Origin of the sequence: Janthinobacterium sp. SUN118 (assembly GCF_030397695.1) — a bacterium.
Lineage (GTDB): Bacteria > Pseudomonadota > Gammaproteobacteria > Burkholderiales > Burkholderiaceae_D > Janthinobacterium.
In genome coordinates, this window is the sequence record NZ_JAPUBV010000001.1 from 2691818 (window position 1) to 2713928 (window position 22111).

Genomic DNA, 22111 nt, shown 5'->3' on the forward strand with positions numbered 1-22111 from the left:
GCTCCATCCTGTGCGAAACAGGCGAAAGGCGCGCCATCACATGCGTTCCATCTTCGGCATCCACACGCGCAGCAGCGAGTACAGGCGGTCGAGGTCGATCGGCTTGGCCAGGTAGTCGGAGGCGCCTGCCTGCAGGCACTCTTCCTGGTCGTTCTTCATGGCCTTGGCCGTGATGGCGATGATGGGCAGCTTGTTGTAGCGGCCGTCGGCGCGTATCAAGCGCGTCGCTTCCAGGCCATCCATGCCCGGCATCATGACATCCATCAACACCAGGTCGATATCGTCCACGCTATTGAGCTTGCTGATGGCTTCGAAGCCGTTGCGGCCGATTTCCACCACCACGCCTTTCTGTTCCAGCGCATTGGTCAGGGCAAAGATATTGCGCACGTCGTCGTCGACCAGCAAAATCTTGCGGCCTTCGAATACGCGTTCGCGGCTGCGCACCTGCTGCAGCATGCCCTGGCGTTCGCTCGACAGTTCGGACTCCACCTTGTGCAGGAACAGGGTCACTTCGTCGAGCAGGCGCTCGGGCGAGCGGGCGCCCTTGATGATGATCGAGCGCGAGTATTTCATCAGGTCCGCCTCTTCCTCGCGGCTCAGGTTGCGGCCCGTGTAGACGATGACGGGCGGGAACGAGCACAGTTCCTCGTGTTCCATGCGTTCGAGCAATTCGTTGCCCTGGATGTCGGGCAGCTTCAAGTCGATGATCATGCAATCGAAAATCTGCGTCTTCAGCAATTCCAGCGCCTGTTCGCCCAGGGCCACGGCCGTGATTTCCACGTCGTCGTCGCTGATCAGGTGCACCACGCTTTCGCGCTGGCGTTCATCGTCCTCGACCAGCAGGATGCGCTTCATCTTTTGCGTGAACTTCGATTCGAGCTTGCGGAACACGTCCTTCAGCTGTTCGCGCGTGCGCGGCTTGGTGGCGTAGCCGATGGCGCCCAGCTGCATGGCTTCCTGCACCTGGTCGTTGCCGGACACGATGTGCACGGGAATGTGGCGCGTCAGCGGGTTTTCCTTCAGCTGCTGCAAGACCAGCAAGCCGGGACGGTCCGGCAAGCCCATGTCGAGCAGGATGGCGTCGGGCAGGAACTGCTCGGCCAGGCGCAAGCCTTCGTCGGCGCCATGCGCCACCAGGCAGCGGTACTGCATTTCGTGGGCCAGGTCGAACAGGATGCCGGCAAACGAGGGCTCGTCCTCGATCACCAGCACGGAGCGCTGGCCGCTCTTGCCGGCCGGTACGCTGTCGCGGTCATCCTGGAACGTGGCCAAAGGCACGGGCTTGGCGGCGGGCGCCGCTTTCGGCGCGGCGGCGGCTACGGTGGCTGGCCGCGCCGCGGCGGGCTGGACGGTGACGGTAGCGGGCGCGAGGGCGTCCGGCGCCGCCGCGCGCTGCGGCATGGCCGGCGGCAGGACCAGGGTAAACGTGCTGCCCTGGCCAGGCGTGCTGGCCAGTTCGATGGTGCCGCCAAGCAAGGCTGCCAGGTCGCGCGAGATCGACAGGCCCAGGCCCGTGCCGCCATAGCGGCGGCTGGTGGTGCCGTCGGCCTGGTGGAAGGCGTCGAAGATCTTTTGCTGCTGGTCGTCGGCGATGCCGATGCCCGAATCCTGCACCTGGAAGCGCACGTTGCCGCCGTCATCGGTGCTCACCTGCAGGGCCACCGTGCCCGCATCCGTGAATTTGATGGCGTTCGACAGCAGGTTTTTCAGGATTTGCTCGAGGCGCTGGCGGTCGCTGACAAACGACGCGGGCGCATCCGGCGCCACGCTGACGTTGAACGCGAGTTTCTTTTGCTGCGCCTGCGGACCGAACAGCATGCGCATGCTGCTCAGCAGTTCATCGAAGGGCACGGTGTCCGGCATCAGTTCCAGCTTGCCCGCCTCGACCTTGGAAATGTCGAGGATATCGTTGATGAGCGTCAATAAGTCGTTGCCGGCCGAATAAATGGTTTGCGCAAACGTCACTTGCTCGGGCGTCAGATTGCCGCCGCTATTGTCGGACAGCAGCTTGGACAGGATCAGCGAGCTGTTCAAGGGGGTGCGCAGTTCGTGCGACATGTTCGCCAGGAATTCGGACTTGTAGCGGCTGGCCCGCTGCAGCTCTTCGGCGCGCGCCTCGAGCTGGGCATGCGCCTGGACTATCGCCATGTTCTTCTGGTCCAGCGCCAGCGCCTGCACGGCCAGCTGCTCGTTCGACTGCTCGAGCGCCGCCTTCTGCTCTTCCAGGTGGGCCTGCGACTGCTCCAGCACGCGCGACTGCTCGCCCAGTTCCTCGTTGGCCGTGCGCAGCTCTTCCTGCTGCACTTCCAGCTCTTCATTCAGCTGCTGCGTTTCTTCCAGCACGTTTTGCAGGCGCTGGCGGTACAGCGCCGCTTCCAGCGAGGTGCCGACATTGGCGGCGATCAGGTTCAGCAATTCTTTCGCGCGCTGACTGACGGGATGCGTGAAGCCCAGCTCGATCACGCCGTTGACGGCGCCCTCGTTGTTGACAGGGGTCAATACCAGTTCCAGCGGCGCGCCATGGCCCAGGCCGGACGTCACGGTCAGGTAATCGTGCGGCACCTGCTTGATGTGCTTGAGCCGTTTCTCGCGCGCCGTTTCGCCCACCAGGCCTTCGCCCAGCTTGAATACCTGCTTGTCCTTCACGCCCTGTTCGTTGAAACCGTAGACGGCCGTGCGGCGCAGGCTGCCGTCGTCATCGATTACATACATGGTGGCGACGGCCACGTCCAGGCGGTTGGCGAGGAAGTCGAGCACTTGCCGTCCCAGTTGCGGCAAGGCCAGCTGGCCGCTCGTATGCGCGGCCAGCTCCGTCTGCCCCGTGCGCAGCCAGGCCTGTTCCTGCAGCACGTCGTTATCCTTGCCGCGCTGTTCCAGCGCCTCATTGTAGATGTCGGACAGGCGCAGCAGTTCGCGCCGGCCCAGGTAGGCCAGCAGACCGGACAGTCCCAGGCTCAGGACCAGGAACACCACCACGGCCAGCACCGTGCGGCTTTCGGCCGTATCGCCGCGTTCCTGGCGCAAGCGCTGCTCCATGGACAGGAAGGACAGGAATTCGCGGCGGATCTCGTCAAATTCCAGCTTGCCTTCGCCCTGGCGCACGCGCGCGAGAAATTCCTGGTTGCTGCGGCGCTGCCCGATGACGCTTTCCGCGTATTCCATCCACTGGTTTTGCAGCGCGCGGATGCGGCGCAGGCGGTCCACCTGGACGGGACTGTCGGAGACCAGCTCGAGCAGGGTATTCATCTCGACGGCGATCTTTGCCTTGCCTGATTTATACGGCGAGAGGAAGGTTTCGTCGCCCGTCAGCAAATAGCCGCGCATGCCCGTTTCCAGGTCGACGGACAGCTTCATGACTTCATTCGCATTGCCGATGACCCTTTCGGAATGTTCGACCGAGCGCAGCGCCGACAGCAGGTAGGCGATCAGGCCGACGAATACGAGGGCCGTGACGACGCCGATGACCAGGGGCAGGGTGACGTTGCGGGCAAGGATGCGGCGAAAGCTGAAGGAGTCGATCGGGGTCTTGGTATTCATCATGTCCGGTAAGGGCTGGTGCAAAAAATCAATTTTAATGGAAATGCAAGTATTTATGCGGATTGCGCATAGCGTGCGCTAGCATAGCAGCCTTGCGCCAGTTTCATTGCTGTAATACTTGTGTATGCGAGGCAGCGAACAATGCGATGCGGGCCATGTTCAAGTTCGCTAGAAGTCAATGCTTGCACGTTTGATATAACGCAAAGAGTGCGCCGGTTTGCGTCCTAGTATGCAGATGGTGGTGGCGTCCGTGCGGATGGCAGCTTGCCGCGCGGCTGGCCACCGTGTGCAATGCCATTGCCCATGCAGGAGGACATCATGGCCAATCATCTGATCCACCGCGATCCGCTCAACCCGCTGGCGCACTTCGACCCCTTCAGCGACATGGAAGAGCTGATGCGCGATTTCTTCACGCCGGCCCTGCGCCTGCGCGAAGGCGGCGCGCCGCGCATCCGCGTCGATATTTCCGAAACCGAACAAGCTTACCTGGTACAGGCCGACATACCGGGCGTCAGCAAGGGTGACATCAAGGTATCGATCGACGGCAACCGGGTATCCATCGCTGCCGAACTGAAGAATGAACGCGAACTGCGCGATGGCGGCGGCAAGGTCGTGCGCAGCGAGCGCGAATATGGCCAGCAATACCGCAGCTTCGTGTTGCCGCATGAAGTGGAGGAAGCTGGCGCCCAGGCCCGCTATGAAAATGGCGTGCTGTTGCTGGACTTGCCGAAAAAGGCGGGCACGGGCGGCAGGCAGCTGGCGATACAGTAACCGGCGCCAGCAGCGGGGTCATGGTGCCGGTTCCGGCGCGGCCGGCGCGCAGGGCCGGCGACAAAAAAATGCGCCGGACGAATCCGGCGCATGGCGTACATGGCGGCATGCGGCAAGCGCACACCTGTCTATATATATATGTCAGTCGCGGATTTCCAGCGCCCGGTTCAGGCTCAGCGCGGCCAGCGAGGCGACGGCGCCCGACAGCAGATAGAAGCTGACATAGGCGAGGCCGAAGTTGGCCGACAGGCCCAGCGCCACCAGCGGTGCGAAGCCGGCACCGACCAGCCAGGCCAGGTCGGATGTCAGGGCCGCACCCGTGTAGCGGAAGCGGGCAGGGAAGTTCGCCGTCACGGCGCCGGCCGCCTGGCCGTAGGACAGGCCCAGCAGGCTGAAGCCGACGAGGATGAACACGTCCTGGCCCGTATTGCCGCCCCCCATCAGGGTCGGCACGAAGGCGCTGAAGATGGCGATCAGCACGGCCAGCACGCCCAGGGTGGTGCGGCGGCCCACTTTATCGGCCAGCAAGCCGGAAATCACCACGCCGACGGCGGCCAGCACGGCGCCCAGCATCTGGATTTGCAGGAAATCCGGCGCGGAACGGGTCTGGTAGACGGAAATCCACGACAGCGGAAACACGGTAACGAGGTGGAACAGCGCGTAGCTGGCCAGCGCGGCGAGGGCGCCGATCAGCACGTTGCGGCCCTGGCCGCGGCTCATTTCAAACACGCTCACGGGCTGCAGTTCGCGCTCGTCGAGCAGGCGCGCATATTCATTCGTCGATACCAGGCGCAACCGGGCAAACAGGGCCACCACGTTGATGGCGAATGCCACATAGAAGGGATAGCGCCAGCCCCAGTCGAGGAAATCCTCGTCCGTCAGCGTGGTCAGCATGAACCAGAACAGGCCGGCGGCGATCAGGAAGCCGACGGGGGCGCCCAGCTGGCCCAGCATGGCGTACCAGCCGCGCTTGTTTTCAGGCGCGTTCAGGGCCAGCAGCGACGGCAGGCCATCCCACGAGCCGCCCAGCGCCACGCCCTGGCCGATGCGCAGCACGGACAGCCAGATGATGGCGGCAAAGCCCAGGTGCGAATAAGTGGGCAGAAAAGCGATGCCGGCCGTCGACACGCCCAAGAGGAAGAGGGCGAACGTCAGCTTGGCGCTGCGCCCCATGCGGCGCTGGATTTCCATGAAGATCACGGTGCCGAACGGACGGGCGATGAAGGCGAACGAGAAGATCAGGAACGCATACAAGGTGCCTTCCAGGCGCTCTTCGAAGGGGAAGAAGACGCGCGGAAACACCAGCACCGAGGCGATGGCGTACACAAAGAAGTCAAAATACTCGGAAGCGCGGCCGATGATCACGCCGACGGCGATCTCACCGGGGTCGATATGCGATTCGACCGTGCCGGCCCCGCGTGCGTCGCGCAGGGAATGGGGGGAAAAGTCAGCGGGTACATCCCCGCTGTGTATGCGCGTGCTGGACATGATGATCGTCTCCAATATAGTTTCGAGTTCGGCCAACGCGTAACATACCCCGGGTGTCTCACGCCCGGAGTAGGACTATCCATCAGGTAGTCGTAGGAAAACTCCGTACGTACACAGTGAAAGTCCGAGCAAGGGGTAGGACAAAACGTCCAATTGCCAACGCGCTCCAGTGAGAATACAGTACCATATCTTCATCCCCTGTACTGGACTTTCCTGTATGTTTTCATTAAAAGTTCGTCGCGGACTGCTTCTTTTACCTCTCGCATTGTTGGCTGGTTGCAATACGGTGGTACTGAATCCGTCCGGAGACATCGCAGTTCAGCAAGGCAATCTGATTGTCATCTCGACATTGCTGATGCTGTTGATTATCGTTCCGGTAATCGCCCTGACCCTGCTTTTCGCATGGCGCTATAGAAAAAACAACACCGCGGCCAAATACGAGCCGGACTGGGACCACTCGACTCGCCTCGAGCTGATCATCTGGGGCGCGCCCCTGCTGATCATCATCGTGCTGGGCCTGCTGACCTGGATCAGCACCCACACCCTCGATCCCTATCGTCCGCTGAGCCGTATCGACGCCAACCGTCCGATTCCTGCCAGCCACAAGCCGATGATCGTCGAAGTCGTGGCGCTGGACTGGAAATGGCTGTTCATCTACCCTGAGCAAGGCATCGCTTCGGTCAATGAGCTGTACGCGCCCGTCGACCGCCCGATCCGCTTCAAGATCACCGCCTCGTCCGTCATGAACTCGTTCTTCATCCCCGCACTGGCAGGTCAGATCTACGCCATGCCGGGCATGGAAACGCAGTTGAATGCCGTCATCAACAAGCCAGGCGTGTATAAAGGCTTTTCCGCCAACTACAGCGGTGCCGGTTTCTCGGGCATGCGCTTCAAGTTCCATGGCGTGAACGATGCGGACTTCGACAAATGGGTGGAATCGGCACGTGCCGGTGGCGGCGCGCTGAACCGCGACGACTACCTGACGCTGGCCCAGCCGAGCGAGCGCGATCCCGTGCGCCGCTACAGCGCTGTACCTAGCGATCTGTACAAGGCAATTTTGAACCGCACCATCGTTTCCGACGCCCTGTGCGTGACGCCGGTCGAGCCATACAAACTGGCGGTGGCAAATAGCCCGGTAGCGGCCGTAACGGCAGTAGTCGCTAGCGATGCAGTGCTTGAAAAGGGCGTTCAAGCCAAGTAACGACTGCATGAATCCCGCAGCGCATAAGTACTTAGCGCTGCAGATACTGGCGCCGCTTGCCTGGCGCCTCCCTTTTTTCTCTGAGAGTAACAATGCTAGACCATATTGATCTGACGAAGCTTATATTCGGCCGTCTGACTTGGGATGCAATTCCATTTCACGAACCTATCCTGCTGGTGACCTTTGCCATGGTTGCCCTGGGCGGTATCGCACTCGTTGCGGCACTGACGTATTTCCGCGTCTGGGGTACCCTGTGGCGCGACTGGATCACCAGTATCGACCATAAAAAAATCGGTATCATGTACATGATCCTGGGCCTCGTCATGCTGCTGCGCGGTTTTGCCGACGCGCTCATGATGCGTACCCAGCAGGCCGTCGCCTTTGGCGACAATGCCGGCTTCCTGCCACCGCATCACTACGACCAGATCTTCACCGCCCACGGCGTGATCATGATCTTCTTCGTCGCGATGCCTTTCGTGACGGGTCTGATGAACTACGTGGTGCCGCTGCAAATCGGCGCGCGCGACGTGGCTTTCCCTTTCCTCAACAACTTCAGCTTCTGGATGACCACCATGGGCGCCGCCCTGGTCATGGCTTCGCTGTTCGTCGGCGAATTCGCCCGCACGGGCTGGCTGGCGTATCCACCGCTGTCGGGCATCGTCGGCAGTCCGGACGTGGGGGTAGACTATTACATCTGGTCCCTGCAGATTGCCGGGGTCGGGACGCTATTGTCCGGTGTCAACCTGATCGCCACCATCGTCAAGATGCGCGCGCCCGGCATGACCTGGATGAAAATGCCCGTCTTCACCTGGACCGCACTGTGCACCAACATCCTGATCGTCGCCGCCTTCCCGGTGCTGACGGCCGTGTTGGCCATGCTGTCGCTGGACCGCGTTGCCGGCTTTAACTTCTTCACGACGGAACTGGGCGGCAACGCCATGATGTACGTCAACCTGATCTGGATCTGGGGTCACCCGGAAGTCTACATTCTGATCCTGCCGCTGTTCGGCGTGTTCTCGGAAGTGGTCGCCACGTTCAGCAGCAAGCGCCTGTTCGGCTACGCCTCGATGGTGTACGCCACCTGCGTCATCATGATCCTGTCCTACCTGGTCTGGCTGCATCACTTCTTCACCATGGGTTCGGGCGCCAGCGTCAACTCCTTCTTCGGCATCACGACGATGATCATTTCGATCCCGACGGGCGCGAAGATCTTCAACTGGCTGTTTACCATGTACCGCGGCCGTATCCGTTTCGAACTGCCCATGCTGTGGACGATCGGCTTCATGGTCACCTTCACCATCGGCGGCATGACCGGCGTGCTGCTGGCCGTACCACCAGCCGACTTCGTGCTGCATAACAGCCTGTTCCTGATTGCCCACTTCCATAACGTGATTATCGGCGGCGTGGTCTTCGGCGTCTTCGCTGCGATCAACTACTGGTACCCGAAAGCCTTCGGCTACAAGCTCGACGCGTTCTGGGGCAAGTGCTCTTTCTGGTTCTGGTTCGTCGGCTTCTACCTGGCCTTCATGCCGCTGTACGTGCTGGGCCTGATGGGCGTGACCCGTCGCGTCAACCACTTTGAAGATCCATCGCTGCAAATCTGGACCATCATCGCCTGGTTCGGCGCCGTCTCGATCGCGCTGGGCATCGCTTCCATGCTGATCCAGTTCTATGTCAGCTACCGCAACCGTCACGCCCTGCGCGACGTTACCGGCGACCCATGGGGCGGCCGTACGCTGGAATGGTCGACGTCGTCGCCACCGCCAGACTATAATTTCGCCTTCACGCCACAAGTGCACGAACTCGATGCATGGACCGACATGAAGAAACACGGTTACCAGCGTCCGACGTCCGGTTTCACGAAGATCCACATGCCGAAGAACACCTGGGCTGGTTTCGTGATCGCCGCGCTGAGCGCACTGGTCGGTTTTGGCCTGATCTGGCAAATGTGGCTCGTCGCCAGCATCGGCTTCGTGATCATGATGGTCACCATCATCGTCCATACCTTTAACTACAAGCGCGATTACTACATTCCTGCGGAAGAAGTGGTCCGTACCGAAGACGCTTATACTAAATTGCTGAGCAGCCATGTCTGATACCATCGCCCATAACACCGGCGCCGCTGGCGCCGCACCAAGCACGCGCAGCTACTTTGTGCGCGAGCACCACCCGGAAAACGGCAGCCTGCTGGGTTTCTGGCTCTACCTGATGAGCGATTGCCTGATCTTCGCCTGTCTGTTCGCCACGTACGCCGTGGTCGGCCGCAGCTACGCGGACGGCCCGACGGGCGCCGCGCTGTTCGACCTGCCGCTGGTGGCCGTCAACACGGCCATGCTGCTGCTGTCGTCGATCACCTACGGCTTCGCCATGCTGGCCATGCAGCGCAAGAATTTGCGCAGCACCCTGGTCTGGCTGGGCATCACGGGCCTGTTCGGCCTGGCCTTCCTGTCGCTGGAAATGTATGAATTCATGCATCTGATCCACGAAGGCGCAGGTCCGCAGCGCAGCGCGTTCCTGTCCTCGTTCTTCGCCCTGGTCGGTACCCACGGCTTGCACGTGACGTTCGGCGTGATCTGGCTCGTGACCTTGATGTTCCAGTTGAACAAGCATGGCCTGACGCCGGAAAACGGCCGTCGCATGATGTGCCTGTCGCTGTTCTGGCACTTCCTGGACGTCATCTGGATCGGCGTCTTCACCTTTGTCTACCTGATGGGAGTGCTGCCATGAGCGACCACCACACACACGGCGATAGCCACCACCATGACCACCACGATCATGGCAGCCTGAAAAGCTACGCCATCGGCTTCATCCTGTCGGTGATCCTGACGGCCATTCCTTTCTGGCTGGTGATGACGAAAGCCATCACCAACTCGGGCACCATGGGCCTGGTCCTGCTGGCGTTCGCGGCTGTTCAAGTAGTGGTGCACATGGTGTACTTCCTGCACATGAACACCAAGTCCGAAGGCGGCTGGAACATGATGGCGCTGATCTTCACCATCATGATCGTGGGTATTGCCATGGCCGGTTCGCTGTGGGTCATGTACCACATGAACCACAACATGATGCCGGATCTGATGCCTGAGTACATGCATACGAAAACGGCTCCATGATGAGTCAAACGCGCCCAAGCAGCACCGGGCGCGCCCCTGGCGCCGCATCGCAAGATGCCGCGCCAGGCCCACGCGGCATGGCGGTGCGCTACGCACTGGCCTTGCTGACGGGGATCGTTTTTGCCAGTTTCTGTGCCCTGGGCACCTGGCAAGTCAAGCGCCTGTTCTGGAAGCTTGACCTGATCGAGCGCGTCGAACAACGCGTACATGCGCCCGCAACGGACGCACCTGGACCCGCAGCCTGGGCCAAGGTCACGCAGCAAACGGATGAATACCGCCATGTGCGACTCTCCGGTACTTATCTCCCCATTTTCAATACCCTGGTGCAGGCAACGACGGCACTGGGCAGCGGCTATTGGCTGGTGACGCCCTTGCGCCTGGCCGATGGCAGCACCGTGCTGGTCAACCGCGGCTTCGTGCCCAGGCGCGAAGGCATCGGCGCCAGCACGCCGGCCGGCATCGTCCACGTCGATGGCTTGCTGCGCATCAGCGAGACGGGCGGCGGTTTCTTGCGCGAAAACAGTCCTGTCACGCAGCACTGGTATTCGCGCGACGTGGCCGCCATCGGCGCCTCGCACATGTTGAGCAACGTGGCGCCATACTTCGTCGATGCGAAGGCAAAGTCGGAAACGGCCGCGGACGCGCCCGTCGGCGGCCTGACCGTGATTTCCTTCCACAACAACCACCTCGTGTACGCCTTGACGTGGTTCGCGCTGGCCTTGATGGTGGCGGGCATCACGTGGTGGATCGTGCGCGAAGACAGGCGCCGCCGCGCGCGCCGTGCCGGTGGTAACAGCAGTCAAGAAAGCGACCATGCCGGGCAGGATTGAGATCCTGCCCAACCGCGAAGTGCTGGAGCGCGGTGCGGTAGCGGCCGAGATGGAACATCCGGCCGGCCACCAGAACATGAAGCTGCTGATCCAGCTGCGCTGGCTGGCCGTGATCGGCCAGATCAGCACGATTTTCGGCGTCGGCGTGGGACTGGGCATCGCCTTGCCCGTGCCCTACATGCTCGAAGTGCTGTCCTGCCTCATCGCCTTCAACCTGGCCAGCCTCTTGCGCTGGCACGAACGCCAGCCCGTCTCGAACACGGCGCTGTTCCTCGCCTTGCTGGTCGACGTCACCGTGCTGACGGCCCAGCTCTACCTGAGCGGCGGCATCAGCAACCCGTTCGCCTTCCTGTATCTGCTGCAAGTCATCCTCAGCGCCGTGCTGCTGGAAGTGTGGTCGACCTGGATCATGGTGGCCATCACCAGCCTGTGCCTGGCCGGCCTGGCCTTGCTGCCCGGCCCCCTGATCCTGCCGATCGACCCCGAGCGGGGCTTTTCCAGCCTCTACGTGCAAGGCTTGCTGATCTGTTTCATCCTCAACGCCGCCTTGCTGGTGGTGTTCATCACGCGCATCAACCGCAACCAGCGCGCCGGCGACGCCAAGGTGGCGGACTTGCGCCAGCGCGCGGCGGAAGAAGAGCACATCATCCGCATGGGCTTGCTGGCCTCGGGCGCCGCGCACGAGCTGGGCACGCCGCTGGCGACCCTGTCCGTCATCCTTGGCGACTGGCGCCGCATGCCGGAATTGAGCAAGAACGGCGAATTGCTGGAAGAAATCACGGAAATGCAGGCGCAGCTGCAGCGCTGCAAGAGCATCGTCAGCGGCATCCTGTTGTCGGCAGGCGAGGCGCGCGGCGAATCGTCCGTGAAGACGACGATCAACACCTTCCTCAACGACCTCGTGGAAGAATGGCGCACGAGCCGGCCCATCCACGATTTCGAGTACGATAACCGCATCGAGCACGACGTGCCCGTCGTCTTCGATTCGACCCTGAAACAAACCATCTGCAATGTGCTCGACAATGCGCTGGAAGCGTCGCCCGACTGGCTGCGCTTCGAAGCGACGCGCGAAGCGGACGCCTTGCACCTGGTGATCACCGATGCGGGCCCCGGCTTCGAGCCGTCGATGCTGACGCACCTGGGCAAACCGTATCAAAGCAGCAAGGGCAAGCCCGGCGGCGGCCTCGGCCTGTTCCTGGTGGTCAACGTTGCGCGGACTTTGGGCGGCACGGTGACGGCGCGCAACCGCGTGCAGGGCGGGGCGGTGGTGCACCTGGCCCTGCCGCTGGCAGCCATCAAACTGGAAAGAGAAAGCGACCACCATGCAGGATGACCGTCTGTTACTGATCGTGGAAGACGATGCCGCGTTTGCCCGCACCTTGGGCCGCTCGTTCGAGCGGCGCGGCTACCAGGTCATCCTGGCCACCAATTTCGATGAAGCGAGCGCCTTGCTCGAGCAGCATTGCCCCGATTACGCCGTCGTCGATTTGAAGTTGAATGGCAATACCTCGGGCCTGGCCTGCGTGCAGATGCTGCACCAGCACGATCCGGACATGCTGATCGTCGTGCTGACGGGCTACGCCAGCATCGGCACGGCCGTCGAAGCGATCAAGCTGGGCGCCTGCCAGTACCTGGCGAAACCGTCGAACACGGACGATATCGAAGCGGCCTTCGGCCACGTGGCCGGCAACGCCGACATCGAACTGACGAGCCGCGCCACCAACATCAAGACCCTGGAATGGGAACGCATCCATGAAATGCTGGCCGAGACGGATTTCAACATCTCGGAAACGGCACGTCGCCTGGGCATGCACCGCAGGACCCTGGCGCGCAAGCTGGAGAAGCAGCGCGTCAAATAGGCTGGCGTTTAGCCGTTGATGTTATAGCCCGACACTTTCCAACTGGCATCTTTTTCCAGCACGGTCGTGATGGTTTCGCGCACGTCGGCCTTGTTTTCATACTGGCTCACGTAGTCGATGACGACCTTGTCCGGGCCCGGCTTGCCGGCCGGCGCCTTTTGCAGGGCGGCCGACTTCAGCTTGCGCGACTTGAACTCGCCCAGCGGCCAGTGCACGGCCGTGATCAGCATCTTCCAGCCCGACTTCGACATTTCGCTGCGCAGCGAGGCCGCGCTGCTGTCCCACGTGCCCGCATCGTCGCCCGCATCCATGCGCTTGAGCCAGCTGTTCGCGGCGACCTTGGCGGCCGCCACTTCCGAGGATTCCTGCGCCATGGCGGGCTGGGCGCCAAACAGGGCGGCGGCGACGAACATCGATGTGATGATTTTCATGGTGGTTCCGCAAGAGATTGAACAGGCACCAAGATTAGCGCCAAAGCCGGGCCCGGCATAGCGTTTTCTAAGGGGCGGTGCGGGCGCGCAACATCAGGCCGGCGCCAGCCACGCCATCTTCTGCACCTGGATATGCGGGTGGCTCTCCAGCGCTTCCCATTCCGGCAGGAAGACAAAACCCTGCTTCTGGTAAAACGCCGCCGCGCGCGCGTTTTCCGGCGCCACATCGAGCACCAGCCGCGCATGGCCAGTGGCCACGGCCTGCCGTTTCACGGCATCGACCAGGCCCTGCGCCACGGCCATGCCGCGGTATTCTCGCTGCACCCACATGGCGATCAGGTTGCACTCGCCATTGCCGGCGACCACTTGCGCGGCGATGCCGATGGCGTGTTCGCCGTCAAAGGCGAGGAAAAACGTCCGCTGCGCCGTGCTGACGGCGCGCTGCCGCCAGTCCGCGTCGGCATAGGCGGCCGCGCTGGCATGGCTGACGCCAAAGGCGGTCGGCGCGTCGAGCAGCGAAGTGAGGCGCGTGGCTTTCAGGGCGGGCCAATCGGCCGGGGTGGTGGGGCGGATGTGGATAGCGTTCAAACCAGGGAATTCCTTGTTGTGCGGCGTGGTCGTGGATTATTTGCCTATATTAACAGCGCCGCTGCCGCGTTCGCCCATTTCCGCACGGTAGGTGCGCGCCGACAGATCGAGCAGCGCCTTGGCCTGGGCCGCCACCAGCAAGCCAGCACGGTAAAAGGCGTTGGCCGAGGAGCTGACGTCGTCGATGATGACTTCATTGATCCACACGCTGCCGCTTGCCAGATAGCCGGGGAAACAGTCATTCAAGCCATCGCGCAAGCCGTGCAGAATGGCGTCCCGGTATTCGTCCGGGCACGCCACCTTCCAGTGGATGCCCCTGTCCTGATTGTCATGGAACTGGATGCGCAGTCCCGCCGTGCGAAAGCGCCCGCCCAGGTGCTGGCTGAACCAGGCGAGGTGTTCTATTTGCTGTGGTACCTTGTCGTGACGGGAGTGCATGGTCTGTTTGGCCTGCTCAGCTCTTGGCATCGAAGGCCGGATGATAGGCGACATTCCCCGATGGCAGCGCCGAATCGAAAGCCAGCGCCTGGAAATATTCGGCCGGCACGCCCGGCAACACCAGCGCGCCGTGTGCCTGGAAGCCGAAGCGCCCGTAGTAGGCAGGCTCGCCCAGCACCACGCAGCCCGCCGCGCCCCGCTGGCGCAAGTCGTCCAGCAACTGCTTGATGAGCTCGCTGCCCACCCCTTGCTGCTGATGGCTGGGGGCCACTGAAACGGGCCCCAGGCCAAACCAGTGCGGCGCGCCGTCGCCGATGGCGACGGGCGAGGCGGCCGCGTGGCCGATCAGTTCTCCGTCCTGTTCGGCCACCAGCGAGACGCTCAGGGCGCCCGCGTCGCGCAAGGCTTTCACGATGAACTGTTCCGTGTGGTCCGTGTGCGCGGCGTGCAGGAAAGCATCGCGCGTCAGCTGGTCGATGGCCCCGATGTCGGCCGCGGTTTCCTTGCGTATGATCAATGTACTGTTCCTCATGACTGGTCCCACACTTCAATGGTCAGGAGCTGGCCTGGCGCGCAGGCGGCGATGCGGTCCCCGTGGACGGTGATGCAGCCGGGCCAGCCCGTGGGCTGGTCGCGGGGAAAAACGCCATCCTGCGCGACGGCGATGCCGTTTTCCAGCAGGGGCAGGATGTCGCCCGCCAGCGCCGTGTAGCGGTTGGGAAAGCCGTTCGACGACAGCTGGGTCGCCTTGCCTTGTGCACACAGTTGCGCGATCCAGTCGGCGCCGAACAGGCCCGCTTCCCACGTGGCCAGGAACGCTTCCTTGTTGACTTTCGTCATATCGGCCATGCGTTGCGGCGTGTCTGTCGAAATGATGGTCCACCAGCCTGACATAAATGATTCCCTGTAATAAATAAGTGCTTCAGCGCGTCATGGCCCGGCGCAGCACATAGCTGAGGCCATCGACGGCCGCCACCATCAGCAGCATGGCGATGATGACGGTGGCGGCGCTCTGCATCTGGAACAGCGACAGATGGTACTTCAGCATCTGCCCCAGGCCGCCCGCGCCGACGACGCCGAGGATGGCGGCGGCGCGGATATTGTTTTCCCAGCGATACAGGGTGTAGGACATCATCTGCGGCCCGCACTGGGGCAGGGTGGCGTACAGGAAGGCCACGGCCGGGCGCGCCCCGTTGATGCGCAGGGTGGCGGCCGGCAGCGGCGGGCAATTCTCGAAGGCGTCGGCAAACAGACGTCCCAGCACGCCCACCGTGTGCAGGGCCAGCGCCAGGGTGCCGGCGAACGGGCCCAGGCCGGCGGCGATCAGCAGGATCGAGGCCCACACGAGTTCGGGAATCGAGCGCAGCACATTCAGGACGCCCCGTGTCGCGTTGCGCGCCACATTGCCGAAGCGGCCGCTGGCAGGCAGGGCCAGCAGTGCACCGAGCACGGCGGCAATCACCGTGCCGATGGCCGACATGGCCAGGGTTTCGAAAGTGGCCACGCCCACTTTCACGAGGAAGGCGCCGGCCAGCTCGGGCGGGGCGAAGCCGTGCAGGAAGTCGGCCGTCGTGCGCAGCGCGTCCGCGCTGAAGAACTCGCCCCATTTCAGGGGCAGGGTGGCGAAGCTGGCAATGACGAGCAGCAACAAGCCGGCCAGCAAGGCCCAGGTCGACCAGCGCACGGGCGTGGAAACAGGCAGCATGGACGTGTCGTTCTTCATGCCAGCCTCCGGCGCAGCATGGCGGAGACGGCGTCGGCGCCCGCCACCAGCAGCACGAATACCATCAGCATGGTGGCCAGTTCATTGCCCGCCATCATCTTCATCGATTCATCCATGCGCTGGCCCAGGCCGCCGGCGCCGACGAAGCCCATGACGACGGAACCGCGGATCGCGCATTCCCAGCGGTAGATCGTGTACGACACGAGTTCGGCGGCCGACTCGGGCAGGGCGCCGTACAGCAGGGCCTTCAGCCTGCCGCTGCCGTTGTGCAGCAGGGCGTTGCAGGCGGCGGCATCCGACGATTCGAGGATTTCCGCGTAGACCTTGCCCAGCATGCCGCAATAGGTGAGGGCGATGGCGATCACGCCTGCCGTCGGCCCCAGGCCGACGATGCGCACCAAGAGCAATGCCCACACCAGTTCTGGCACGCTGCGCAGCAGCACCAGCACGGCGCGCACGCCGTGGCGCAGGGCGGCGGCCGGCGGCGACACGTGGCCGGAACCGATGCGCGAAATCGACAGCCGTTCCGTCACCAATAAGGTCAAGGGGATGGCGCCCAGCATGGCCAGTGCCATGCCGGCCGTCGCCATGGCGATGGTTTCCCAGCTGGACACAGCCACCAGGTGCAGGAATTCCAGCGAGTGCGCGGGCGGCACGAAGCTGGCGATGAAATTCCACGTCGCTTCCAGGCTTTGCGCGTCGAACAGGATCCACGGCTTGAATTCGGCCTGCACCAGCATCGGCCACAGCACGAGCAGCACGATGGCGGCGGCGCTCAGGCGACCGCGCCAGGCGGGGTCGCGCGGCAGGGCGGCGTCGGCGGCCTTCAGCAAAGGGGCCTCGCGGCGTCCAGCCGCGCTTCCACGGCCTCGAATGCGGGCGCGGGGTCGGCCTGGTTGCGGTACAGCGCTTCGATCATGGCGTCGCTGACGTCGGCGCTGGCCGCATCGAACACCACCTTGCCGTCGCGCAAGGCGATGATGCGCGGGAAGCAGGCGCGCGCGATTTCCACCTGGTGCAGGCTGCAGATCAGCGTGGCATGACGCGCTTGCGCTTCCGCCTGCAGCACGGCGATCGTCTGCAGGGCCAGCGTGGGGTCGAGCGCGGACAGCGGCTCGTCGACGAGGAAGACCTCGGCGTTCGAGACGAGCGCGCGGGCCATGCCGCAGCGCTGGCGTTCGCCGCCGGACAGGCGGTCGACGCGCGCATACAGCTTGTCCTGCAGGTTGAACTTGCCCAGCGCGACCCAGGCGGCGCGCGGGTCGACGGGCGCCAGCAGCGAACGGATGGCCGTCCACAAGCTCCATTGCGGCAGCCGGCCCGCCAGCACGGCGTTGACGACGCGCTGGCGCGGCGGCAGCGGCGGCGTCTGCGGCGCCAGGAACAGGCGCGCGCGCAGGGCGTGGCGCTGCGCGCTGCCGATTTCCCACGGCGCGCTGCCAAGTATATTCAAGGTGCCCGCTGCGGGACGCAGCGCGCAGGCCAGCGTGTGCAGCAGGCTGGTCTTGCCGGCGCCGGAAGGGCCGATCAGGGCGATCTGTTCACCCGGCGCCACGTCCAGGCTAAGCTCGAGCAGGGCCAGCGCATTGCCGGCGGCGCCCGCGTGGTGGACGCTGACCTTGTGAAGTTGGAATGTCATGCGATGTTCGGTCTTGGGGAGGGGGGGTGTCGGATTACGCGGCTGGGCCGCTAATCCGACCTGCGCCATGCAATAGCAGCGCAGGTCGGATCAGTCCGCAGGACGTGATCCGACAGGTTTCAGCAGTTACTTCAACAGCTTCGCATCGCGCGCGGCCGCTTCGATATCCTTGTAGTTCTCGGCCTTGGTCGGGATGAACCGGGTGGCGCGCTGCAGTTCGAGGATTTCCTTGCCTTCAGGCGTGGACGGGTCCAGCGCCAGGAAGGCGTCCGTCAGCTTCTTGCGCACGACGGGATTCATGTCGGCGCGCACGCTCCAGTTGTAGTCGTAGTAGCCGGGCGTCGTGTAGAACACGCGCACCTTGGCCGGGTCGACCTTTTTCGCTTCCACCAGCTTTTCCCACACGGAGATGTTCAGGGTGCCCGCATCGACCTTGCCGCCGGCCACGGCCGCCACGGTGGCGTCATGCGCGCCCGAGAACGCGATGCGCTTCATGTCCGTATCCGGGTTGATCTTGGCGGCCAGCAAGTAGTAGCGCGGCATCAAATGACCGGACGTCGACGATTCCGAGCCGAACGTGAAATTCTTGCCCTTCAGGTCGGACAACTGGTTGATGTCCTTGCTGGTGGTCACGAACACGGAGCGGAACTTCGTGTCTTCCTCGCGCTGCACCAGCGGCACGATCTTGCCGCCGCTGCGCACGTTCGCCTGCACGAAGGTGAAGCCGCCGAACCAGACCATGTCGAGCTTGTTATTGATCAAGCCTTCCACGGACGCCGCGTAGTCGGTCACGGGCGTAAATTCCACCTTCATGCCCAGCTTTTTCTCCAGGTAGCTGCCCAGCGGCTTGAACTTGCGCTGCAATTCCGTCGGCGCTTCGTCGGGAATGGCGGACACGCGCAGCACTTGCTGCGCCTGCGCCAGGCCGCTGTGGATGGCCAGGGTGGCGGCGACGGTGGCCAGGATGGCGGGGAATTTAGAGAACGTGGTCATGGGACTGCCTTTGCAAAAAATATTCATTAAAATACGGAAACCCCGATGTTGCCTTCCTGCATCTCGCCGATCACGGTTGCCTCGGCAAAACCTTCGGCACGGAAAATCGCCAGCACCTGTTCGACGGCTTCCGGCGCGCATGCCACCAGCAGGGGACCGGCCGTCTGCGGATCCGTCAGGATGGCCTTGTCGATGGCGCTGAGGCCATCGTCGAGCTGCACCTGCGCGCCATAACCTTGCCAGTTGCGGCCCGAGGCGCCCGTGATGTTGCCGTTTTGCGCCAGTTGCTGCACTTGCGGCAGCAGCGGCACGTCGCGCATGGCGATGCGCGCCTGCAATTTGGCGCCGCGCGCCAGTTCCAGCGAGTGGCCAAGCAAGCCGAAGCCCGTCACGTCCGTCAGTGCATGCACGCCGTCCAGCAGGGCCAGCTTCTTGCCCGGGGTATTCAATTTGGTGGTGTTGTCGATCAGCGAGGCATAGCCGCCCGCGTCGAGCGCATTCTTCTTCAGCGCGGCCGACAGGATGCCCACGCCGATCGGCTTGCCCAGCACCAGCTTGTCGCCGGCGCGCGCGCCCGCGTTGCGCTTCACCTGCGAGGGGTGCACGAGGCCCAGCACGACGAGGCCGTAGATCGGCTCGACGGAATCGATGGTGTGGCCGCCCGCGATGGGGATGCCGGCCTGGGCGCAGATGGTTTCGCCGCCTTTTAATATCAGGCCGATGGTTTCCACCGGCAGCTTGTTGATCGGCATGCCGACCAGGGCCAATGCCATGATGGGCGTGCCGCCCATGGCGTAGACGTCGGAAATGGCGTTGGTGGCGGCGATGCGGCCGAAGTCGAACGGGTCGTCGACGATGGGCATGAAGAAATCCGTCGTGGCGATCAGCGCCTGCTCGTCGTTGAGCTGGTAGACGGCCGCGTCGTCCGAGGTTTCTATGCCGACCAGCAATTCCTTCGGCAGGGGGAAGCCGCCGCTGCCTTTCAGGATGTCGGCCAGCACGCCTGGCGCAATTTTGCAGCCGCAGCCGCCGCCATGGGCAAATTCGGTCAATCGGATGGGGCTTGGAACGCTATCGGACATGGTCTTCATCCTGCTGAAATAAGTAATTAGATGGCAAGCCAGGCATCACGCGGCGCTGGCGGTACGTTGTTCGCCGACGATAGCACATAATGCGCGCGCGGCTTGCTCAAAGGCATGTTCTGAAATATCGGGCAAGACCAGCGGCGTCGCCTGCGCGTAGCGGCTGAAATTGCGCGCGATCGATTGCCGGTACACGGGGTCGTAATGCTGGACCAGCAATTCCTCCACCAGCTCGGCCATGCGGCCCGCCGTCGCCAGTTGCTGCCAATGGGCGATTTTCTCGCGGCCATGCAGCTGCGTCAACAGGGCCAGCTGCACGTTCAGGCGCGCCGGGTCGCCGACGAAATGCGCGTAATCGTCCATCAGCAGGCGCACGCGCTCGCCGATATCGAGCCGCACGTCGGTGCAGGCGGCCGCGCGCATCTTTTCCATCAGCGCGTCGGGCACGCGCAAGCGGCCCACTTTCTTGCTTTCGGATTCGATGAACACGGGGAGTGCCGGGTCGAAATGGCGCAACTGCTGCCACAGCGCGCTTTCAAACGCCTTTTGCGATGGCTGCTCTTCTTCCGGCAAGCCGCCCAGCACGGAGCCGCGGTGGGCGGCCAGGTCTTCCAGGTCGATCACTTGCGCGCCCTGGCGGTCCAGCACCTGCAGCAAGCGGCTCTTGCCGCTGCCCGTGGGGCCGCACAGCACGTTGATGAAATCGAAACGCTCGGGCAGGGTGGCCAGCTCGGCGTTTACGTGGCGCCGGTATTCCTTGTAGCCACCGTCGAGCTGGGTCACGGGCCAGCCGATGCGCGCCAGGATATGCACCATGGCGCCGCTGCGGTTGCCGCCGCGCCAGCAATACACGAGCGGCTTCCACTGTTGCGGATGGCCGAGGAAGCCGTTTTCGATATGCCGCGCGATATTCTGCGCGATCAGCGCTGCGCCCAGTTTCTTCGCTTCGAAGGCGCTCGTCTGCTTGTACAGGGTACCCACGCGCACGCGCTGTTCGTCGTCCAGCACGGGCAGGTTGATCGCGCCCGGCAAGTGGTCTTCCGCGAACTCGGACGGGCTGCGCACGTCGATGATGGCATCGAATTCGGTCAGGCGGGGCAGGATATCGCTGAAAGGCAGGACTGCGGGGTATTTCATCGTGGCGAGGGCGCTGGCAAGGGGAAACGCATATTATCCCCGATAAACGCCCGTGCCGTCGGTGTTTGCGCCGCCTAGCCTGGTTCTTGCTGCTCCGCAAAGAAATTGAGCAGGCTGTGCGGCGCGTCCTCGCCAAAACACAGGCTGAAGACGCGCCCGGACTCCGCCGCCGCCGCGCTGCTGCGCGCAAACAGCGCCGTTTCATACGCTTGCAGGGCCGCTTCCACGTCGCCGGGATGGGCCGCCAGCGCCTGCGCCAGCTCGGCGCCGTCGAGCATGGCGAGGTTGGCGCCTTCGCCGGCGGGCGCCATCAGGTGGGCCGCGTCGCCCAGCAAGGTCACGCCCGGCACGCGCCGCCAGGCATGGTCGGGCGGCAAGGTATGCACGGGACGGGGCACGGGCGGCGTCTCGCCATCCGTGATCAGCGCCGTCAGCGCCGGCGCCCAGCCGGCAAATTCCGCGGCGACGCGGGCGCGGGCGGCCGCGGGATCGCCAAAGTCGATGCCGGCCAGCCATGCCTCCGGTTTCTGCAAGGCCACATAGGTATGCAGCACGCCATCGGGCTCGCGGTGGGCCTGGATGCCCTTGCCGGGCGCCAAGGCAAACAGGGCGCCGGCGCCCACGGCTTGCGCGCTGGCCCGGTGCTGGCGGTCGCTATCGAGCAGATATGTTTCAATGAAGGAGACGCCCGAGTACACGGGCTGCGCGCCGGACAGCAGGGGGCGGACCCGGGACCAGGCGCCGTCCGCGCCCACCAGCAGGTCGGTTGTTGCCGTCGCGCCATCGGCAAAGGTCAGCCGGTGCCTGCCTCCGCCCAGCGCGGTGGCGGCCGCAAGCCTGTGGCCCCAGCGCACGGTGCCGGCCGGCAGCGAGTCGAGCAGGATGCGGCGCAGCGCGCCGCGCGGCACTTCCGGACGCCCGCCCGTGCCATCGTCGCCCTCGTCGAGCAAGACCGTGCCATGCATGTCCAGCACCCGGCTCGCTTCGCCGCCCGCGTGGATGATGGCGCGGAACGCGTCGTACAGGCCGGCCGCCCTCAGTGCGCGCTGGCCATTCTCTTCATGAATGTCGAGCATGCCGCCCTGGCCGCGCGCCTGCGGCGACGCATCCGCTTCATGGATGGTGGCGGCGATGCCGTGGACATGCAGCACGCGGGCGAGCATCAGCCCGCCCAGGCCCGCGCCGATGATGGTGATGTGTGGATGCATGGGGATTCCTTAAGGGGAGGGGCGGTAGCGTTCAACCATATGAATGGAACGGCGTTCCACAAGAATTTTGCGGCAT

The 22111-nt window shown here is 63.7% G+C and carries 22 protein-coding genes; 8 read left to right on the forward strand and 14 right to left on the reverse strand.

What is annotated here, in order from left to right:
- Positions 1-36 precede the first annotated feature (36 nt).
- Positions 37-3537 carry a response regulator gene (locus tag O0880_RS12155; protein WP_289887352.1) on the reverse strand — a complete coding sequence of 1167 codons (3501 nt, stop codon included), beginning with the start codon at positions 3535-3537 and terminating at the stop codon, positions 37-39.
- Between the two features lie 318 nt (positions 3538-3855).
- On the opposite strand from O0880_RS12155, the gene O0880_RS12160 reads away from it, so the two are divergent.
- A complete protein-coding gene (locus O0880_RS12160; RefSeq protein ID WP_289886677.1) occupies positions 3856-4308 on the forward strand; it encodes an Hsp20/alpha crystallin family protein in 453 nt (150 codons plus the stop codon).
- Between the two features lie 141 nt (positions 4309-4449).
- Here the strand turns inward: O0880_RS12160 and O0880_RS12165 are convergent, their stop codons facing one another.
- Complete coding sequence (locus O0880_RS12165) at positions 4450-5796, reverse strand: MFS transporter (protein ID WP_071323577.1); 1347 nt, start codon at positions 5794-5796, stop codon at positions 4450-4452.
- A gap of 217 nt (positions 5797-6013) precedes the next feature.
- On the opposite strand from O0880_RS12165, the gene cyoA reads away from it, so the two are divergent.
- The 7 genes from cyoA (at position 6014) to O0880_RS12200 (ending at position 12796) form a co-directional block, all read left to right on the forward strand.
- Entirely contained in the window at positions 6014-6997 is a 984-nt protein-coding gene (cyoA, locus tag O0880_RS12170; RefSeq protein ID WP_289886678.1) for a ubiquinol oxidase subunit II, read from the forward strand.
- A 92-nt stretch (positions 6998-7089) separates the two neighbouring features.
- Entirely contained in the window at positions 7090-9093 is a 2004-nt protein-coding gene (cyoB, locus tag O0880_RS12175; RefSeq protein ID WP_070253477.1) for a cytochrome o ubiquinol oxidase subunit I, read from the forward strand.
- Entirely contained in the window at positions 9086-9724 is a 639-nt protein-coding gene (gene cyoC, locus O0880_RS12180; RefSeq protein ID WP_071323578.1) for a cytochrome o ubiquinol oxidase subunit III, read from the forward strand. Before cyoB ends, cyoC begins: the two co-directional genes overlap by 8 nt.
- Positions 9721-10107: a cytochrome o ubiquinol oxidase subunit IV gene (cyoD, locus tag O0880_RS12185; protein WP_071323579.1), complete on the forward strand. Its 387-nt coding sequence runs from the start codon at positions 9721-9723 to the stop codon at positions 10105-10107. The genes cyoC and cyoD overlap by 4 nt, the downstream gene beginning before the upstream one ends.
- A 77-nt stretch (positions 10108-10184) precedes the next feature.
- Positions 10185-10937 (forward strand): SURF1 family protein, encoded by a 753-nt coding sequence (locus O0880_RS12190; protein ID WP_289886680.1) that lies wholly within the window; start codon positions 10185-10187, stop codon positions 10935-10937.
- On the forward strand, positions 10921-12270 hold the full coding sequence (locus O0880_RS12195; protein ID WP_071323581.1) for an ATP-binding protein: 1350 nt from the start codon (positions 10921-10923) through the stop codon (positions 12268-12270). The genes O0880_RS12190 and O0880_RS12195 overlap by 17 nt, the downstream gene beginning before the upstream one ends.
- On the forward strand, positions 12260-12796 hold the full coding sequence (locus O0880_RS12200; RefSeq protein ID WP_071323582.1) for a response regulator transcription factor: 537 nt from the start codon (positions 12260-12262) through the stop codon (positions 12794-12796). Before O0880_RS12195 ends, O0880_RS12200 begins: the two co-directional genes overlap by 11 nt.
- 8 nt (positions 12797-12804) lie before the next feature.
- On the opposite strand, the gene O0880_RS12205 is transcribed toward O0880_RS12200, so the two are convergent.
- From O0880_RS12205 to O0880_RS12260, 12 genes are all read right to left on the reverse strand, one after another.
- Positions 12805-13227, reverse strand: a complete 423-nt coding sequence (locus O0880_RS12205) for a DUF4019 domain-containing protein (RefSeq protein ID WP_083411787.1) — start codon at positions 13225-13227, stop codon at positions 12805-12807.
- Positions 13228-13320: 93 nt separating this feature from the next.
- Positions 13321-13815, reverse strand: coding sequence for a GNAT family N-acetyltransferase (locus O0880_RS12210; RefSeq protein ID WP_289886681.1), 495 nt, complete (start codon positions 13813-13815; stop codon positions 13321-13323).
- Between the two features lie 36 nt (positions 13816-13851).
- Positions 13852-14253, reverse strand: a complete 402-nt coding sequence (locus O0880_RS12215; RefSeq protein WP_289886682.1) for a hypothetical protein — start codon at positions 14251-14253, stop codon at positions 13852-13854.
- Positions 14254-14269: 16 nt separating this feature from the next.
- Positions 14270-14785 (reverse strand): N-acetyltransferase, encoded by a 516-nt coding sequence (locus O0880_RS12220; RefSeq protein WP_289886683.1) that lies wholly within the window; start codon positions 14783-14785, stop codon positions 14270-14272.
- A complete protein-coding gene (locus O0880_RS12225; protein ID WP_289886684.1) occupies positions 14782-15147 on the reverse strand; it encodes a hypothetical protein in 366 nt (121 codons plus the stop codon). The genes O0880_RS12220 and O0880_RS12225 overlap by 4 nt, the downstream gene beginning before the upstream one ends.
- 28 nt (positions 15148-15175) lie before the next feature.
- Entirely contained in the window at positions 15176-15976 is an 801-nt protein-coding gene (phnE, locus tag O0880_RS12230; RefSeq protein ID WP_289886685.1) for a phosphonate ABC transporter, permease protein PhnE, read from the reverse strand.
- Complete coding sequence (locus O0880_RS12235) at positions 15973-16809, reverse strand: ABC transporter permease (RefSeq protein WP_289886686.1); 837 nt, start codon at positions 16807-16809, stop codon at positions 15973-15975. Before O0880_RS12235 ends, phnE begins: the two co-directional genes overlap by 4 nt.
- Positions 16803-17615, reverse strand: a complete 813-nt coding sequence (locus O0880_RS12240) for an ATP-binding cassette domain-containing protein (protein ID WP_289886687.1) — start codon at positions 17613-17615, stop codon at positions 16803-16805. The genes O0880_RS12235 and O0880_RS12240 overlap by 7 nt, the downstream gene beginning before the upstream one ends.
- Before the next feature lie 126 nt (positions 17616-17741).
- Entirely contained in the window at positions 17742-18608 is an 867-nt protein-coding gene (locus O0880_RS12245; RefSeq protein ID WP_071323588.1) for a putative selenate ABC transporter substrate-binding protein, read from the reverse strand.
- A gap of 26 nt (positions 18609-18634) precedes the next feature.
- Entirely contained in the window at positions 18635-19690 is a 1056-nt protein-coding gene (gene selD / locus O0880_RS12250) for a selenide, water dikinase SelD (RefSeq protein ID WP_289886688.1), read from the reverse strand.
- Positions 19691-19735: 45 nt separating this feature from the next.
- Positions 19736-20827, reverse strand: a complete 1092-nt coding sequence (mnmH, locus tag O0880_RS12255; protein WP_289886689.1) for a tRNA 2-selenouridine(34) synthase MnmH — start codon at positions 20825-20827, stop codon at positions 19736-19738.
- 74 nt (positions 20828-20901) lie between these two features.
- Complete coding sequence (locus tag O0880_RS12260) at positions 20902-22035, reverse strand: NAD(P)/FAD-dependent oxidoreductase (protein ID WP_289886690.1); 1134 nt, start codon at positions 22033-22035, stop codon at positions 20902-20904.
- Positions 22036-22111 lie beyond the last annotated feature (76 nt).

Coding starts and splice junctions, on each gene's coding strand:
- O0880_RS12160 (WP_289886677.1), top strand. CDS start 3,856: ATGGCCAATCATCTGATCCACCGCGATCCGCTCAACCCGCTGGCGCAC.
- phnE (WP_289886685.1), bottom strand. CDS start 15,976: ATGAAGAACGACACGTCCATGCTGCCTGTTTCCACGCCCGTGCGCTGG.
- O0880_RS12165 (WP_071323577.1), bottom strand. CDS start 5,796: ATGTCCAGCACGCGCATACACAGCGGGGATGTACCCGCTGACTTTTCC.
- O0880_RS12225 (WP_289886684.1), bottom strand. CDS start 15,147: ATGTCAGGCTGGTGGACCATCATTTCGACAGACACGCCGCAACGCATG.
- cyoB (WP_070253477.1), top strand. CDS start 7,090: ATGCTAGACCATATTGATCTGACGAAGCTTATATTCGGCCGTCTGACT.
- O0880_RS12205 (WP_083411787.1), bottom strand. CDS start 13,227: ATGAAAATCATCACATCGATGTTCGTCGCCGCCGCCCTGTTTGGCGCC.
- O0880_RS12215 (WP_289886682.1), bottom strand. CDS start 14,253: ATGCACTCCCGTCACGACAAGGTACCACAGCAAATAGAACACCTCGCC.
- O0880_RS12220 (WP_289886683.1), bottom strand. CDS start 14,785: ATGAGGAACAGTACATTGATCATACGCAAGGAAACCGCGGCCGACATC.
- O0880_RS12190 (WP_289886680.1), top strand. CDS start 10,185: ATGGCGGTGCGCTACGCACTGGCCTTGCTGACGGGGATCGTTTTTGCC.
- O0880_RS12195 (WP_071323581.1), top strand. CDS start 10,921: ATGCCGGGCAGGATTGAGATCCTGCCCAACCGCGAAGTGCTGGAGCGC.
- O0880_RS12240 (WP_289886687.1), bottom strand. CDS start 17,615: ATGACATTCCAACTTCACAAGGTCAGCGTCCACCACGCGGGCGCCGCC.
- O0880_RS12155 (WP_289887352.1), bottom strand. CDS start 3,537: ATGAATACCAAGACCCCGATCGACTCCTTCAGCTTTCGCCGCATCCTT.
- mnmH (WP_289886689.1), bottom strand. CDS start 20,827: ATGAAATACCCCGCAGTCCTGCCTTTCAGCGATATCCTGCCCCGCCTG.
- cyoA (WP_289886678.1), top strand. CDS start 6,014: ATGTTTTCATTAAAAGTTCGTCGCGGACTGCTTCTTTTACCTCTCGCA.
- O0880_RS12260 (WP_289886690.1), bottom strand. CDS start 22,035: ATGCATCCACACATCACCATCATCGGCGCGGGCCTGGGCGGGCTGATG.
- O0880_RS12200 (WP_071323582.1), top strand. CDS start 12,260: ATGCAGGATGACCGTCTGTTACTGATCGTGGAAGACGATGCCGCGTTT.
- cyoD (WP_071323579.1), top strand. CDS start 9,721: ATGAGCGACCACCACACACACGGCGATAGCCACCACCATGACCACCAC.
- cyoC (WP_071323578.1), top strand. CDS start 9,086: ATGTCTGATACCATCGCCCATAACACCGGCGCCGCTGGCGCCGCACCA.
- O0880_RS12245 (WP_071323588.1), bottom strand. CDS start 18,608: ATGACCACGTTCTCTAAATTCCCCGCCATCCTGGCCACCGTCGCCGCC.
- selD (WP_289886688.1), bottom strand. CDS start 19,690: ATGTCCGATAGCGTTCCAAGCCCCATCCGATTGACCGAATTTGCCCAT.